Consider the following 15,180-nt stretch of genomic DNA (forward strand, 5'->3'; position numbering starts at 1 on the left):
TGTTCTGCGACGGTCCCGAGCGAGGCCGGCTGAGGAGAAGAGACCATGTGGGACCCCGAACATTTCCCCGGCGCCGACAACGTGCCGTGGCAGCTGCTGATCCGGGCGCGGTTCGCGTTCGAGATCGACGCGGTGATCGCCTCGCAGATCGTGCACGCTCTCGCCGAGGTGCTGCCGACGAAGGCCGTCGTCCAGCTCTCCCGAGCCGCCACCCAGGCGGTGGCCGCCGGATCGCGTGCGAAGGTCGCCCCCGAGACCACCCTCGGCGCGCTCTCCGCGGCGGCCGACTTCGACGACTGGTGCGGCACCACGTGGCCCCGCTGGCCGTTCCCGTGGCCCGGCCCGCGCCGTTTCGAGGATCTCGTGGATCCGATCGCCGTCCTGACGATCGACCAGGCGCGCACCTTCCTCGGTGCGGCCTCGCCCGAGTTCCAGAAGGGCTTCGGCGCGGCGCTCGACGACATCGCGGGCGGCTTCGCCCGCTGATCCGACCGTCGTCGGCGGCGCAACGCTGCAGCGCTGGGCTCCGCGCATCTGCGATCACGGGTGCGCACCGCCTGGCGCTGCAGCGTTGCGCTCAGGCCCCGAAGGAGTCGCGCCAGGCGAGCAGGGCCTTCAGCCCGCCGAGGTCGTAGTCGGGGCCGCTCGCCGGCGCCTCGAACAGACGCACGCCGAGCGCGTGCTGCTTCTCGAGCACCGCGGGGTCGAGCGAGCCCATGCCGCGGATGGAGACTCCCGTCGAGATCTCGATCTCGCTGCGGTCCCGCCCCACCGCCGCGCAGTGCTCGTCGAGGATCCCGAGCTTGCGCTCCAGGGTCTCCGGGTCGGAGAAGCTGTGCCAGATGTCGGCGTGCTCGGCCACCAGGCGCAGCGTCTTCCGCTCGCCGCCGCCGCCGATGAGGATCGGGATGCGGCGCGTGGGCGCGGGGTTGAGCTTCTCCCAGCGGGCGCGGATGCGGGGCAGGTCCACCGCGAGCGCGTCGAGTCGCGAGCCGACCGTGCCGAAGTCGTAGCCGTACTCCGTGTAGTCGCGCTCGAACCATCCCGATCCGGTGCCGAAGATGAAGCGGCCCGTGCCGCCCTTGGCCGAGATGTGGTCGACGGTGCGGGCCATGTCGGCCTGCAGGTCGGGGTTGCGGTAGGAGTTGCAGTTGACGAGCGGGCCGAACTCGATGCGCTCCGTCTGCTCGGCGATCGCCGCGAGCATGGTCCACGCCTCGTAGTGGAGCCCGTCGGGGTCGCCGCTCAGGGGGAAGAAGTGGTCCCAGTTGAACACGACGTCGGTGCCGAGATCCTCGACCCGGCGCACCACATCCCGGATGGTGCCATAGTCCGCGTGCTGCGGCGCGAGTTGGACGGCGATGCGGATGGTCCGGTCAGTCACCCCGCCACGCTATCCCGACAGATCGTGGCGCGGCTGGAGCCGCGACCCCGTAGCGGGAGGCGTTTCTCCCGCCCGCGGGTCACGGCTCCAGCCGCGCCATGAACGGTCAGCGGCCGAGCATCTTCTGCAGGGCGGCGAGCTCCTCGGGCGAGGGGGCCTGCTTCGTGGCGGCGCCGCCGCCGAGGCCGAAGCCCGAGCCGCCGCCCGTGGCGGATGCGGGCTTGACACCCTGGGCGATCGCCGCGTTCTCGGCGGCCCGCTTGGCGGGGTTGCCCGAGCGCGAACCCTTCTTCTTGGCGGGCTGCTGCTTGCGTCCGCCGTGCCCGCCCGGGATCGGCCCCATGCCGGGAACCTGCGGCACGCCGCCCTTGGCGACCGTCTTCATCATCTTCGCGGCCTGCTCGAAGCGCGCCACGAGCTGGTTCACATCCGTCACCGTCATGCCGGAGCCCTTGGCGATGCGCAGGCGCCGCGAGCCGTTGAGCAGCTTCGTGTTCTGGCGCTCGGCGGGCGTCATCGACTGGATGATCGCCTCGGTGCGGGTGATCTCGCGCTCGTCGAAGTTGTCGAGCTGCTCCCGCATCCCGCGTGCGCCCGGCAGCATCCCGAGCATGCCCTTGAGCGAGCCCATCTTCTTGAGCTGCTGCATCTGCCCGAGGAAGTCGTCGAGGGTGAAGCTGTCGGTGCGGAACTTCTCCGCGACCTTGAGCGCCTCCTCCTCGTCGAAGGCCTGCTGGGCCTGCTCGATGAGGGTCAGGATGTCGCCGAGGTCGAGGATGCGGCTCGCCATCCGGTCGGGGTGGAACGGCTCGAAGTCGTCGAGACCCTCACCGACGGAGGCGAAGATGATGGGGCGCCCGGTGATCGAGGTCACCGAGAGCGCGGCACCGCCGCGCGAGTCGCCGTCGAGCTTGGTGAGCACGACACCCGTGAAGTCGACGCCCTCCTGGAAGGCGCGCGCCGTGTTCACGGCATCCTGACCGGTGAGCGCGTCGACGACGAACAGCACCTCGTCGGGGTCGACCGCCTTGCGGATGTTCGCGGCCTGCTTCATGAGCTCGGCGTCGATGCCGAGGCGGCCCGCGGTGTCGACGATGACCACGTCGTACTGCTTGCGCTCGGCCTCGGCCACACCGTTCTTCGCAACCTTGACGGGGTCGCCCACGCCGTTGCCGGGCTCGGGCGCGAACACCGGAACCCCGGCCTGCTCGCCCACCACCTGCAGCTGGGTGACGGCGTTGGGGCGCTGGAGGTCGGATGCCACGAGCAGCGGCGTGTGCCCCTCCTTCTTGAGCCACTTGGCGAGCTTGCCCGCGAGGGTCGTCTTTCCGGCGCCCTGAAGGCCCGCGAGCATGATGACGGTCGGCGGCTTCTTCGCGAACTCGAGCTTGCGCTGCTGGCCGCCCAGGATCGCCACGAGCTCCTCGTTGACGATCTGCACGACCTGCTGGGCCGGGTTGAGCGCCTTGTTCACCTCATCCGAGAGGGCGCGCTCGCGCACCTTGCCGGTGAACTCCTTCACGACCTCGAGGGCGACGTCGGCGTCGAGCAGGGCGCGACGGATCTCGCGCACCGTGCCGTCGACGTCCGCGGGGGTCAGCTTGCCCTTGGTGCGGAGGTTCTTGAAGGTCTGGGTGAGCCGGTCGGAGAGGGTGCCGAAGGTTGCCATGACCGGTACAGCCTAATCGGGCCGATCGCGAAACTCCCGCGCGGTAGCGTGGCGGCATGAGCCTCGTCCTCGGTTTCGGCGGCGCCGAGCCCCGCATCGACGCGACCGCGTGGGTCGCCCCCACCGCGACGATCATCGGGGATGCCGTGCTGCATCCCGAGTCCTCGGTGTTCTACGGAGCGGTCGTGCGGGCGGATCGCGACGCGATCGTGCTGGGCGCCGGGTCGAATCTGCAGGACAACGTCGTGGTGCACGGCGACCCGGGCTCGCCTGCCGTGATCGGCTCGGGCGTCTCGGTGGGTCACGGCGCGGTCGTGCACGGCTGCACGATCGGCGACGACTGCCTCATCGGGATGAACGCGACCGTGCTGAACGGCGCGATCGTCGGATCCGGTTCGCTCGTGGCGGCCGGGGCGCTCGTGCTGGAGGGCACCGTGATCCCGCCGCGTTCCCTCGTGGCGGGGGTGCCGGCGAAGGTGCGCCGCGAGCTCTCCGACGACGAGGTGGGCGGCATCCGCCGCAACGCCGAGACCTACCGCACGCTCGCCGCGCAGCATCGGGGGCTCGCGTGAGCGCGACACCCGACGACCTCACGGCGGTGCGCGAGTTCCAGCCGTCGTGGGCGGCGTTCCATCGCCGTTTCCTCGCGCGGATGCTCATGCTCGGCCCGCTGCTGCTGCTCGTCGTGATCGTGGCGGCCTGGCCCAGCATCGGGCTCGCCCTCGTGCTGCTCGGCGCCGCGGGCGTGCTCGGCGGTCTCGGCCTCGCGGTGTACTTCGGCCGGGTGCGGGTGACCGTGCAGCCGGGCCGTGTGACGGTGCGCGGGCCGCTGCGCACCCGCAGCTGGCGCACCGACGAGCTCGCCGCCGCGGTGCTCGTGCCGCAGCCCGGGGCCGCGCTCATGCGCCCGGGCAGCGCGACCGCCACGCTGTACCTCGTCTCGGTGGACGACCGGAGGCTGTTCTGGCTGAGCGGCGGACTCTGGGAGCGCGACGCGCTCGACGAGCTCGCCGCGGCGATCGGGGTGCAGGTCATCACGGTTCCGCCGGGGCTCCTGGCGGAGGAGATCCGGGACCGCTACCCCGGAACGATCGGCTGGACGGCCGTGCATCCCTGGCTGTTCGCGCTCGTGCTGGCCGCATCCGCCGCCGCCGTGATGTTCATCGTGCTCGTGCTCACCACGGTCGTGCTCATCGCGACGGGCGAGCTGCAGCTACCGACGCCCGGATAGCTGCTGCAGCAGCGCGGCCGAGAGCTCCGGACGGATGGGGTAGCTCGCGCTGAACGACAGGCGGGTGGCCAGGCCGGCGAACCGGTCGCGCAACTGCTGCGCCACCTCTGCCGGTGAGCCGACCGCGGCGAAGGCGGCGAGCATCTCGTCGTCGACGGCCGCCGCCATCTCGGCCCACTCCCCGCGCCGGGATCCGGCGTAGAGGCGCTCGTGCGCCGCCTCCCAGCCGTGCAGGGCGAGCACCGGCAGGTAGTCGGGGGTCGAGCCGTAGAAGGCGATCTGCTGGCGGGTGGCGGCGATCGCCCGGTCGAGCTCGGCCTGCGTCTCCCCCACCGCCACGAAGGCGGGCACCGCGAGTCCCAGCGCGGCGGCGTCACGCCCCGCGGACGCGGCCCCGCGTGCGAGCGCGGGGAGCGTCACCTCGCGCAGGTAGCGCTCGGTCGTGAAGGTGTGGGCCAGCACGCCGTCGGCGACCGCGCCCGCGGTCTCGGTCATCCGCTCCCCCACGGCCGCGAGCCAGATGGGCGGGGCGCCGTAGGGGTTCGGGCCGGGCGAGAAGAACGGGGTCATGAGGCTGTGGCGGTAGTGCTCGCCCTCGAAGGCGAGCCGCTCCCCGGTCGCCCAGGCCGCCCAGATCGCCCGCACGGCGCTCACGAACTCGCGCATCCGCGCGGCCGGCGCCGACCACGGCATCGAGAACCGTCGCTCGATGTGCGCCTTCACCTGCGAGCCGAGCCCCAGCACGAAGCGGCCGCCCGAGACGAGCTGCAGGTCGTTGGCGGTCTCGGCGACCGTCATGGGGTTGCGGGCGAAGGCCACCGCGATGCCGGTCATGAGGGTGACGCGTTCGGTGCGCATCGCGGCAGCGGTGAGCGAGACGAACGGGTCGTGCTTGGTCTCGGCGGCGAAGATCCCGTCGTAGCCTGCCGCCTCGAGGTGGGCGGCGCCGTCCGCGAACACCCGTGGATCCGTGCCCGCATCCCCGCCCGCGTCGATGAGGAAGGGGGCCGTCGCGTCGTCGCTCACGCTGCCATCCCACCACACACCGGCCGTGGCGGCGGCGCTCACGCGCATCCCGGCGCCGTCTCCGGCCCCGGATGCGTCCCCGGATGCGTCCCGCGCGTCCGTCTCCGCCTCTCGAGTCCGTCTCCGCCGCCGCCCCCTCCCAAGTCAAGGAGTCGCGCAACCCATCTCAAGGAGGCGCGTCGCCCGACAGGCGACTTCTGCCACTTCAGCCACGCCAGCAACATCGGATCCTTGACTTGGGTTGCGCGACTCCTTGACTTGGGATGCGGGAGGGGGATGCGGAAGGGGGATGCGGAGGGGGATGCGGACCGCGGGCCGCGCGCGGAGCGCCGCGCGGCGGCGCACGACGGCTCAGCCGACGAGCTGCTGGGCGAAGACGTGCGGGGTGAAGCCCGTGAGATCGCCGATGCCCTCACCCTGGCCGACGAGCTTCACGGGGATGCCGGTCTTCTCCTGCACGGCGAGCACGAAGCCGCCCTTCGCGGTGCCGTCAAGCTTCGTCAGCACGAGTCCGGTCACCCCCGCGTGCTGCACGAAGGCGTCGGCTTGGGCGAGCCCGTTCTGTCCCGTCGTCGCGTCGAGCACGAGCAGCACCTCGGCGATCGGACCCAGCTTCTCCACCACACGGCGCACCTTGCCGAGCTCGTCCATGAGGCCCGACTTGGTCTGCAGGCGGCCGGCGGTGTCGATGAGCGCGATCTCGATGCCCTCGCGCTGCGCGAGCTCGACCGTCTGGAAGGCGACGGATGCCGGATCCTGCCCCGCCTGCTGCGGTCGCACGATGCGCGCGCCCGCGCGCTCCGCCCAGGTGGCGAGCTGCTCCACCGCGGCCGCGCGGAAGGTGTCGGCCGCCCCCACGACGACCGTGCGGCCGTAGGTGGTGAGGAACTTGGCGAACTTGCCGATCGTGGTCGTCTTGCCGACCCCGTTCACCCCCACCACGAGCACGACGGCGGGCCGGTTGCTGAGGGTGAGCGTCGAGTCGTGCTTCGCGAGGCGCTCCTCGATGGTCTCGCGCAGCATCCGCTGCAGGTCCTTCGGGTCGGTCGTGCGGTAGCGCTCCACCTTGCCGCGCAGCTCGTCGACCATCGTCTCGGTGAGGTCGGGACCGAAGTCGGCGCCGAGGAGGGCGTCTTCGAGGTCGTCCCAGGTGTCGGCGTCGATCGTGGCGCGCGCGAACATGCCCCGCAGCGCCGAGCCGAGTGACCAGGTTGCCGCCATGCGTCCAGGCTAGCGTCCGCCCTGGGGCAGGATGGGCGCATGACCCTCGCGTTCATCCGGCATGGCCAGACCGACTGGAACAGGGATGGACGGCTGCAGGGCTCGAGCGACGTGCCGCTCAACGAGACCGGCCGCGAGCAGGCGCGCGCGGCCGAGCGGATGCTCACCGACTGGCCGTGGGATGCCGTCGTGAGCTCGCCGCTCTCGCGGGCCCGTGAGACGGCCCAGATCATCGCCGACGGCCTCGGCCTGCCGCTCGGCCCCGCCTACCCGGAGCTCGTGGAGCGCGACTACGGCCCCCTGGAGGGCCTGCCCGACACCGAGATGATGGCCCGCTACCCCGACCGCGCCTACCCGGGCGCGGAACCGCTCGACGAGGTGGTGGAGCGCTGCCTCGCCGGCATGGCGCGCATCGACGCCGACTTCCCGGACCAGAACGTCGTGATCGTCTGCCACGGCACGATCATGAAGTACACCCTCATCCGCCTCACCGGGCACCGGGTGGAGGCGATCCTCAACGGCACGGTGTCGGCGATCGAGCGCGACGCGGACGGCTGGCGGGTGCTGACCATCAACGGCGAGCCGATCCGGACGGCGGAGGAGCGGTGAGCCATCCGCTCCCCCGCAGCGCGCCCGAGGCGCAGGGGGTCTCCCGCGACGCGGTCCGCTCCCTGTTCGCGCGACTCGACGCCGAGCTCGACTCGCTGCACGGTCTCGTGCTCGTGCGACACGGCCACGTGGTCGCCGAGGCGAACTGGGAACCGTACGCGGTGGATGCCGCGCACGCCCTCTACTCGGTGAGCAAGAGCTTCACCTCGACGGCGATCGGGTTCGCGGTGGCCGAAGGGCTGCTCGGCGTCGACGACCGCCTCGTCGAGCTGTTCCCGGATGCCGCCCCGGCCGATCCCTCGCCGCGGCTCGCCGAGCTGCGGGTGCGCCACCTCCTGACGATGTCGACGGGGCACGCCGAGGACACCTTCGACGCCGTCGCCGCCGGCATCGCGAGCGAGGACTCCTCGGGGGTCGCCGCGTTCCTGGCCCTCCCGCTGGAACACGATCCGGGCGCGCGGTTCGTCTACAACACGGGCGCGAGCTACGTGCTCTCGGCGCTCGTCCAGCGCCTGAGCGGCGAACGACTGCTCGACTACCTCACCCCACGACTGCTCGAACCGCTCGGCATCGTCGGCGCCGGCTGGCAGCAGGACCGGCACGGGATCGATTTCGGCGGCTTCGGGCTGTCGATCACGACCCGCGACATCGCCGCGTTCGGCGAGTTCCTGTTGCGTCGCGGTCGCGCGGGAGGGCGGCAGCTGCTTCCGGCGGAGTGGATCGACACCGCGAGCGCCGCGCACGTTGCCAACGCGAGCGACTGGCCCGACTGGCGTCAGGGCTACGGGTACCAGTTCTGGCGCAGCCGCCACGGCTTCCGCGGCGACGGCGCGTTCGGCCAGTTCTGCCTCGTGCTGCCCGAGCACGACGCGGTCATCGCCATCACCGCGAGCCTCCGCGAGCTGCAGGAGCCCCTCGAGATCCTCTGGGGCGCGCTCGACGGGCTCTTCCCGGCGAGCCCGCCCGAGCGATCCCCCGAGCCGTCCCGCGCGGACGGCACGCAGGGCGCCCCCGAGCTCGCGCACTTCGAGGTGCCCGCCCCGACCGGCGCCCGCACGAGTCCGCGGCTCGCCTCCCTCGCCTGGGCGCGCTATCAGCTGGAGCCGTCGAGCGGATTCGACACGCTCGAGATCGAACCGCACCGCGAGGGCACGACCCTCGTGTTCGAGGCTGAGGACGGGGTGCAGCGCATCCACTTCGGCGCCACCCGCTGGATTCCGGGCACGAGCACGCGCCCTGCGGAGCCGGCGACGCCCATCCGGGCGCGCGGGGCGTGGGTCTCGGATGCCGTGTTCCGGGGGCGCGTGGTCGCGGCCGACGATCCGCACGGTGTCGACCACGAGCTGCGCCTGGACGGCGACGACGTCGTGTGGACGCGGACGCCGCTCGTCTCGTTCGGCCCGATCACCACCCGCACCTCGCGGGGGCGGCGCGCCTGAATCGCCGACGGGGCGCGACCCCGTTCAGGCCGCGCCGGGTGGCGGCGGGGAAGCGGGAGGCGCCGCCGACTGCGCCGCCGCGAGCGCCTTGGCCCGCCGCTCGATCACGGTGTCGGTGACCCACACCCCGACGGCGACCACCGCGAGGCCCACGAACAGCAGCAGCCAGCGGCCGAACCCGCCCGTGATCTCGCGCCACGACTCCGGGATGGTGAACATCACGAACACGAAGGCGGCCACCCCCACCGCGTAGGCGATCGCCCACACCCACTTTCGCCAGGCGAACAGCACAGCCCCGTCGAGAGCGAGCAGCGGCAGCAGCGCGAGCGGCAGCGTCGAGATGCCCTCGACGGTCACGCCGCTGAAGAACTCGCTCACGGCCACGAAGAACCAGTTGCCCGGGACCGCGCGGGCCACCGGTGCGAAGGCGCTGTAGCCCACCCACGCCAGGAGCGCGATCACCAGGGCGGTGCTCGAGCCGAGCAGGATGACGAGGGCGTCGCGGGAGGCGACGAGGCTCACCGCGAAGGTCAGGCCCGCCACGAGCCCGAACACGATGCCGGGCTCGAACTGGAGCAGCCGCGCGATGAGCACCGTGAGCGCCACGACGATGAGCGACCCCCAGCGGAAGGTGATGTGCGGGCGCGCGCTCGGCTGGATGCGCCGCAGCACGCCCATCACGACCCCCCAGCCCACCACGTTGAGCAGCGCGAACGACAGCAGGGCGGTGAGCAGCAGGCGCACCGACATGGGATTGGGGCCGAACGACGGGTCGACGAAGCCGGAGATGACGGCGGCCGCCACGAACCCCGGCCAGACGAGCCACGAAGGTCGGCGCTTCGGCGGGACCGCATCGGTCACCGCCGCCGCGGGCGCCGGGGCGTTCTTCGCAGCCTTCACGGGCTTCTCCGGTTTGGGCTCCCGCGTCACCCGCCGCATCCGGCGCGCACGCAGCCAGCCGATGAACCGCGACCAGCGCTTGTCGAGCACCTTGTTGAGCAGGAACCCGGGGAACCCGACGATGAGCATGAGGAACACCGCCGAGCCGCCCAGCACCGCCACCTGCGTGCCGCTCGGCACCGCCTCGGCGATGGTGCGCAGCGAGCTCATGACGCTCGGATCGGCGAAGCCCGTGGCGTCGTAGGCGTCGCGCGCATCCACGTCGATCCGCAGCACGGGGCCGTCGAGCGCCGGATCGACGACGAACTCGCCGCCGCCCGCGAACTCGAACTCGACGATGTCCTGCCCCGTGACGGCGTGGCTGAAGCGCGTGATGATGCTCGCCGGCAGCGGATCCCAGCCGCGCAGCTCGCTCGCGCGCATGGGCTGGTTGACGCTGCGCCCCTCGGTGTTCTCGGCGACGATCGTCTCGTCGCCGGTGGTCCAGCCGAAGGTCTCGAAGCGCTCCAGGATGCGGATGGCGTCCTCGGAGGAGATGCCCACCCACAGCAGCGTGAACTGGTTCGAGGTGACCCCGTCGCCGAGCGGCCGGTCCGTGATGCGCGAGGCGCAATCCCATCCGGTGCCCCGCAGCGGCGGCGGCACGAAACGCGTGTCGATGTCGAAGAGCGTGTAGCCGCCCTGGGCGAGGAAGCTCGGGGCGCACTCGGCGGCATCCGCGGTCGCCGCGGACGCCGGCCCCGCAGTCAGGAGGGGAAGCCCGGCGCCGGCGAGCACGGCGACGGCGATGGCTGCGGCGATCCGGCGGGCGCGTGCGGTCATGGGGGAAAGCTAGCGGAGGCGGGCCCCGCCCCGACAGAGCCGCGCGCGCGTCAGCCGGCGCGTTCGACGCGCTCGGCCACTCGCTGGCCGACGACCGCGCTCACGCCGTCCTGGCGCATCGAGACGCCGTACAGCGCGTCCGCGATCTCCATGGTGCGCTTCTGGTGCGTGATCACGATGAGCTGCGAGTTCTCGCGCAGCCGTTCGATGACGCTCAGCAGGCGTCCGAGGTTCGCGTCGTCGAGCGCCGCCTCCACCTCGTCGAGGATGTAGAACGGGCTCGGTCGGGCCGTGAAGATCGCGAACAGCAGCGCCACGGCCGCGAGCGAGCGCTCACCGCCGGACAGCAGCGACAGCCGCTCGATCTTCTTGCCCGCGGGCTTCACCGTCACCTCGATGCCGGTCGTCAGCAGGTGCTCCGGGTCGGTGAGGTGCAGGGAGCCCGTGCCGCCCGGGAACAGCAGCGGGAAGACCTGGTCGAACGCCGCCTTGGTGTCGTCGAAGGCGGCCGCGAAGATGTCCTGCATCTTCTCGTCGATCTCCTCGATGATCGTGAGCAGGTCCTTGCGGGTGGCGGTGAGGTCGGCGAGCTGCTCGGTGAGGAACTTGTGGCGCTGCTCGAGCGCCGCGAACTCCTCGAGGGCGAGCGGGTTGACGCGGCCCAGCTGCGCGAACATCCGCTCGGCCTTGTCGAGCCGCGCCTTCTGCCGGGCGCGGTCGAACGGCTCCGTCGCCACCTTCTGTGCCAGAAATGCAGGAGAATCGGCGCCGCCGGCCGCGTCGGCATCCGGATCTGCGGGGGGCGCGGGCGAGGTCTCCTGCATTTCTGAGGTGGCGGATGCGGGGGCCACGTCGACGGGGACCGGCACCTCGGGGCCGTATTCGGCCACGAGCACGTCCTCGACGAGGCCCAGCTCGTCGGCGGCGCGCTCGAGAAGGCTCGAGAGGTGCAGCTTCTTCTCGTAGGCCTGCATCTCCAGGCCGTGCACGTTGTCGTTGAGGGCCGTGAGGCGCTCCCGCAGCAGCGCCTCGGTGCGCCGCAGCTCGGCGAGCTCCTCGTTCTGCTTGGCGCGCTCGGCCTCCGCCGCCGCGAGCGCGACACGCGCCTCGGCCACCGAGCGGTCGGCGGTGTCGAGCACCGCGGGCAGCGCCTCGATGACCCCCTCCGCCGCCTCGATCTGGTGCCGACGGATGACGGCCAGCCGCGCCGCCTCCTCGGCCGCGGCACGCTCGGCCTCGAGCCGACGCGCGAGCTGCTGGGCCTGCTCGCGCTGCGCGCGCACCCGCTCGCGGGCCGTCTCGAGCTCGACGCGCGCCGTCACCTCGATCGCGCGGGCGGCCTCCAACTCGGCGAGCAGCTCATCACGCGCGGACACGTCGAGGATGGGGCGCGGCGTCGCCGCGTGCGAGTCGCGCTCCGCGACCGCCCGGTCGACCACGGCATCCGCGGCGGCCACCTGCTCGCCGAGGCTCGCGACGGCGTCACCGAGGCGCTCGCTCTCGGCCGCGGCGGCCTCGAGCTGCACGCGCGAACGCCCGAGGGCCTCGCTGCGCTCGGCGAGGCGCGCCTCGAACTGCTTGAGGGTGGTCTGCGCCTGCACGAGGTCGATGCGGGCCACATCCAGCGCCTCACGCTGCCGGGCGAGCTCGTGGGCGAGACGCTCGATCGTCGTCGTCACCCCGACGAGCCGGCCCTGCGCCGCATCGCGTTCGGCGATGAGCTCGAGGCGACTGCGACCGTCGGCCGAGCCGCCGCGCAGCACATGCTCGGCGAGCACGTCGCCGTCGCGCGTGATGACCGTGATACCGCCGAGCCGCGCGAGGGCCGGCCAGGCCGCACGGGCCTCGGCGAGACCGTCGGCCACGACGACACGCGCGAGCACCCCTCGGATGCCGCTCGGGCCCGTCACGAGCGATGCGGCCGAGCGCACCCCGGCGGGCAGCTCCGTGGGGCCGGCGGGAGCGGCGGCGTCCGCGACGACGATCTCCACGCGGCCCGCCTCGGCGCCGCGGGCATGGGAGAGAGCCGCGACGCCCGCATCCCAGCTGTCGGCGAGGACCGCGTCGGCGAGTGAGCCGAGGGCGGCGGCGATCGCGGCCTCGAATCCCGCCTCCACCTTGATGTGCTCGGCGACGAGCCCACGGATGCCGGAGAGCCCGATGATCTGCTGCGAACCGTCGCGCTGCTCGGTCGCGAGGGTGAGGGCGCTCGTGCGTGCGGCGAGGGCGTCGCGTTCGCGCTCCGCCGCGTGCAGCTCTTCGCGCAGCGCGTCGACGCGGGCCTGCGACTCCTGCACCGCGGTCTCCGCGGCCACGACCGCCGAGGCGAGCTCGGTGTCCTCGGCGAGGCCCGCGTCGTCGCCCTCGAGCGCGACGAGCTCGGCGCGGGCCGCCTCGCGACGCTCCTCGGCGGCCACGAGCGCGGCCCTCTGGCGCTCGAGCTGGGCCTGCGTCGCCGCGCGGCGCTCCTCGGCCGCCCGGACGGCGCCGCCGAGCCGCCCCTGCTCGAGATCGTGCTGGCTCACGAGCGCCGACTGGGCGCTGATCTCCTCGTCGAGCGAGTCGAGGCTCGCCCGCGCGGTCGCCGTCGCGGCGCTCGCGCGCCCCAGCACCTCCTCGGCCGCTGCGATGCCCTCCGCGAGCCGGTCGGCCTCCGCGAAGGCGTCCGCCACGGCCGACTCGGAGAGCGTCGAGGCGAGTCCGGGCAGCTCGGCCTGCTGGGCGAGCAGCGAGAGCCGCTGGTTGGCGAGCGTGTAGAGCGAGCGCAGGTGATCCTGCACCTGCTCGAGCCCGAACGCCACGCGGCGCGCCTCGTCGACGGCATCGCCCGTCATCGACTGCTCGATGCGGCCCTGTCGCAGCTTCGACTGGTCGAGCTGCTCCTGCAGCACCACGCGCTCCGTCTTGCGCTCCGACTCGCTGCGGGTCACATCCGTGATCGAGGCGCGCAGCTCGACCACCTCGTCGGCGAGCAGCCGGGCGCGCGCATCCCGCACGACCGCCGCGATCGTCTGCGCCTCGCGCGCGATCTGGGCCTGCTGCCCGAGCGGCTTGAGCTGGCGGCGGATCTCCCCCGCGAGATCCGAGAGGCGGGTGAGGTTGGCCTGCATCGCGTCGAGCTTGCGCAGGGTCTTCTCCTTGCGGCGGCGGTGCTTGAGGATGCCGGCCGCCTCCTCGATGAAGCCGCGGCGGTCCTCGGGGCTCGCGTGCAGCACCTGATCGAGCTGACCCTGACCGACGATGACGTGCATCTCGCGACCGAGACCCGAGTCGGACAGCAGCTCCTGCACGTCGAGCAGGCGGCACTGCTCGCCGTTGATCGCGTACTCGCTGCCGCCGTTGCGGAACAGGGTGCGCGAGATCGTCACCTCGCTGTAGTCGATCGGCAGGGCGCCGTCGGCGTTGTCGATCGTGAGGATCACCTCGGCGCGCCCGAGCGGCCCGCGGGTCGCGGTGCCGGCGAAGATGACGTCCTCCATCTTGCCGCCGCGGAGAGTCTTCGCCCCCTGCTCCCCCATCACCCAGGCGAGCGCGTCGACGACGTTCGACTTGCCGGATCCGTTCGGGCCCACGACGCAGGTGACGCCCGGTTCGAAGGCGAAAGTGGTGGGCTGGGCGAACGACTTGAACCCCTTCAGGGTCAAGCTCTTCAGATGCACCCGGCCACCTCCTCGTCCCTCGCGGCGTCGCTCTACGCTAGCGTGCGCACACGCTGCAGCGATGCGCGTCGCGCCGCGGCAATCTCCGCAGCGTGCGGCGCAGCGCTACAGCGTTCGACGAGGATGCCGCATGCTGGGGGGATGGGCGAGATCCTCATCGACGAGGTGCCGCTTCCGGCGACGCTGGTCGACGACCCGCATGCGGACGACTTCGTCGCGACGGTCGACATCCGCAACCTCGTCGAGGAGGCCGGCTACGGCACGGTCGACGTGCGAGTGACGCCGGAGCGGCTGCTCGGCTACCTCACCGACCCCTTCGAGCCGCACCGGCTGTTCGTGGCGCGGGCCGACGGACGCATCGTCGCGCGCGGACTCTACGAGACCCTCGCCGACCCGGACTCGACGGCGTGCTGGATCGACGTGCGCGTGCATCCCGACCATCGGCGCCGCGGCGTCGGCACAGCCCTCGCAGACCACCTGGAGGCCCTCGCCCGTGCGGAAGGCCGCAGCCACGCGATCGTCTACATCGTCTCGCCCGACGGTCCGGGCCCGCGGCTGCCGTCGCCGACCGGGGCCGGGTCGCTGCCCGCGGCGAACCCCGAGGTCCGCTTCCTGCGGCGGCGCGGCTACCGCCTCGAGCAGGTCGTGCGCGCCAGCCGTCTGCCGCTGCCGCTCGACGCGGCCGAGCTCGCCGTGCGGGTGCGCGCCGCCCGCGCGCGCAGCGGCGACGGGTACCGCGTGCACCGATGGGAGGGGCCGACCCCGGCACGGTTCCTCGACGATGTGGCCGTGCTGCTCACCCGGATGAGCACCGACGCCCCGCAGTCGGGTCTCGACGAGCCGGAGGACGTCTGGACGGCCGAACGGGTCGCCCGGCACGAGACGCACACGACCGCCGACGGCGCCGGACTGCTCACCGCCGCCGTCGAGCACCTCGCCAGCAGCCGCCTGGTCGGCTTCACCCAGCTCGGACTGCCGGCCGACCGCATCCGCCCCGTCGACCAGTTCGACACCCTCGTGCTGCGCGAGCACCGCGGCCACGCGCTCGGGATGCTGCTCAAGCTCGAGAACCTCGCGGAGCTCGCCTCCCGGCATCCCGGCCGCCCCTCGGTACTCACCTGGAACGCCGAGGAGAACCGGCACATGCTCGCCGTCAACGAGGAGATCGGCTTCCAGCCGATGGGCTACGAGGGTGCGTGGCGGCTCGACCTCGACTGAGG

General features: G+C 72.6%; 12 protein-coding genes. 6 read left to right on the plus strand and 6 right to left on the minus strand.

Annotation, left to right across the window (positions count from 1 at the left end):
- Positions 1 to 45 precede the first annotated feature (45 nt).
- A complete protein-coding gene (locus FLP23_RS11595) occupies positions 46 to 486 on the plus strand; it encodes a hypothetical protein (protein ID WP_149326003.1) in 441 nt (146 codons plus the stop codon).
- Positions 487 to 577: 91 nt separating this feature from the next.
- On the opposite strand, the gene FLP23_RS11600 is transcribed toward FLP23_RS11595, so the two are convergent.
- A complete protein-coding gene (locus FLP23_RS11600) occupies positions 578 to 1,384 on the minus strand; it encodes an LLM class F420-dependent oxidoreductase (protein ID WP_149326004.1) in 807 nt (268 codons plus the stop codon).
- Between the two features lie 106 nt (positions 1,385 to 1,490).
- On the minus strand, positions 1,491 to 3,053 hold the full coding sequence (gene ffh, locus FLP23_RS11605; protein ID WP_149326005.1) for a signal recognition particle protein: 1,563 nt from the start codon (positions 3,051 to 3,053) through the stop codon (positions 1,491 to 1,493).
- A gap of 56 nt (positions 3,054 to 3,109) precedes the next feature.
- On the opposite strand from ffh, the gene FLP23_RS11610 reads away from it, so the two are divergent.
- Positions 3,110 to 3,625: a gamma carbonic anhydrase family protein gene (locus tag FLP23_RS11610; RefSeq protein WP_149326006.1), complete on the plus strand. Its 516-nt coding sequence runs from the start codon at positions 3,110 to 3,112 to the stop codon at positions 3,623 to 3,625.
- Positions 3,622 to 4,284 carry a hypothetical protein gene (locus tag FLP23_RS11615; protein WP_149326007.1) on the plus strand — a complete coding sequence of 221 codons (663 nt, stop codon included), beginning with the start codon at positions 3,622 to 3,624 and terminating at the stop codon, positions 4,282 to 4,284. Before FLP23_RS11610 ends, FLP23_RS11615 begins: the two co-directional genes overlap by 4 nt.
- On the opposite strand, the gene FLP23_RS11620 is transcribed toward FLP23_RS11615, so the two are convergent.
- Together FLP23_RS11620 and ftsY are read right to left on the minus strand one after the other, a co-directional pair.
- Positions 4,267 to 5,310 carry a TIGR03617 family F420-dependent LLM class oxidoreductase gene (locus tag FLP23_RS11620; RefSeq protein WP_210413869.1) on the minus strand — a complete coding sequence of 348 codons (1,044 nt, stop codon included), beginning with the start codon at positions 5,308 to 5,310 and terminating at the stop codon, positions 4,267 to 4,269. The two genes, FLP23_RS11615 and FLP23_RS11620, sit on opposite strands and share 18 nt — an antisense overlap.
- A 351-nt stretch (positions 5,311 to 5,661) precedes the next feature.
- Entirely contained in the window at positions 5,662 to 6,531 is an 870-nt protein-coding gene (gene ftsY / locus FLP23_RS11625; protein WP_149326009.1) for a signal recognition particle-docking protein FtsY, read from the minus strand.
- Positions 6,532 to 6,570: 39 nt separating this feature from the next.
- Here ftsY and FLP23_RS11630 point away from each other — a divergent pair, with 39 nt between their 5' ends.
- Complete coding sequence (locus FLP23_RS11630) at positions 6,571 to 7,140, plus strand: histidine phosphatase family protein (protein WP_149326010.1); 570 nt, start codon at positions 6,571 to 6,573, stop codon at positions 7,138 to 7,140.
- Complete coding sequence (locus FLP23_RS11635; protein ID WP_168200441.1) at positions 7,137 to 8,579, plus strand: serine hydrolase domain-containing protein; 1,443 nt, start codon at positions 7,137 to 7,139, stop codon at positions 8,577 to 8,579. Before FLP23_RS11630 ends, FLP23_RS11635 begins: the two co-directional genes overlap by 4 nt.
- A gap of 24 nt (positions 8,580 to 8,603) precedes the next feature.
- Here the strand turns inward: FLP23_RS11635 and FLP23_RS11640 are convergent, their stop codons facing one another.
- Together FLP23_RS11640 and smc are read right to left on the minus strand one after the other, a co-directional pair.
- Positions 8,604 to 10,301: a hypothetical protein gene (locus FLP23_RS11640; protein WP_149326012.1), complete on the minus strand. Its 1,698-nt coding sequence runs from the start codon at positions 10,299 to 10,301 to the stop codon at positions 8,604 to 8,606.
- A gap of 50 nt (positions 10,302 to 10,351) precedes the next feature.
- Positions 10,352 to 13,960 (minus strand): chromosome segregation protein SMC, encoded by a 3,609-nt coding sequence (smc, locus tag FLP23_RS11645; protein WP_149326013.1) that lies wholly within the window; start codon positions 13,958 to 13,960, stop codon positions 10,352 to 10,354.
- A gap of 141 nt (positions 13,961 to 14,101) precedes the next feature.
- On the opposite strand from smc, the gene FLP23_RS11650 reads away from it, so the two are divergent.
- A complete protein-coding gene (locus tag FLP23_RS11650; RefSeq protein WP_168200442.1) occupies positions 14,102 to 15,178 on the plus strand; it encodes a GNAT family N-acetyltransferase in 1,077 nt (358 codons plus the stop codon).
- Positions 15,179 to 15,180 lie beyond the last annotated feature (2 nt).

The sequence above is a fragment of the Protaetiibacter larvae genome, from assembly GCF_008365275.1.
In the GTDB taxonomy this organism is placed as follows: Bacteria; Actinomycetota; Actinomycetes; order Actinomycetales; family Microbacteriaceae; genus Homoserinibacter; species Homoserinibacter larvae.

Coding starts and splice junctions, on each gene's coding strand:
- FLP23_RS11640 (WP_149326012.1), bottom strand. CDS start 10,301: ATGACCGCACGCGCCCGCCGGATCGCCGCAGCCATCGCCGTCGCCGTG.
- ffh (WP_149326005.1), bottom strand. CDS start 3,053: ATGGCAACCTTCGGCACCCTCTCCGACCGGCTCACCCAGACCTTCAAG.
- FLP23_RS11595 (WP_149326003.1), top strand. CDS start 46: ATGTGGGACCCCGAACATTTCCCCGGCGCCGACAACGTGCCGTGGCAG.
- ftsY (WP_149326009.1), bottom strand. CDS start 6,531: ATGGCGGCAACCTGGTCACTCGGCTCGGCGCTGCGGGGCATGTTCGCG.
- FLP23_RS11610 (WP_149326006.1), top strand. CDS start 3,110: ATGAGCCTCGTCCTCGGTTTCGGCGGCGCCGAGCCCCGCATCGACGCG.
- FLP23_RS11650 (WP_168200442.1), top strand. CDS start 14,102: ATGGGCGAGATCCTCATCGACGAGGTGCCGCTTCCGGCGACGCTGGTC.
- FLP23_RS11630 (WP_149326010.1), top strand. CDS start 6,571: ATGACCCTCGCGTTCATCCGGCATGGCCAGACCGACTGGAACAGGGAT.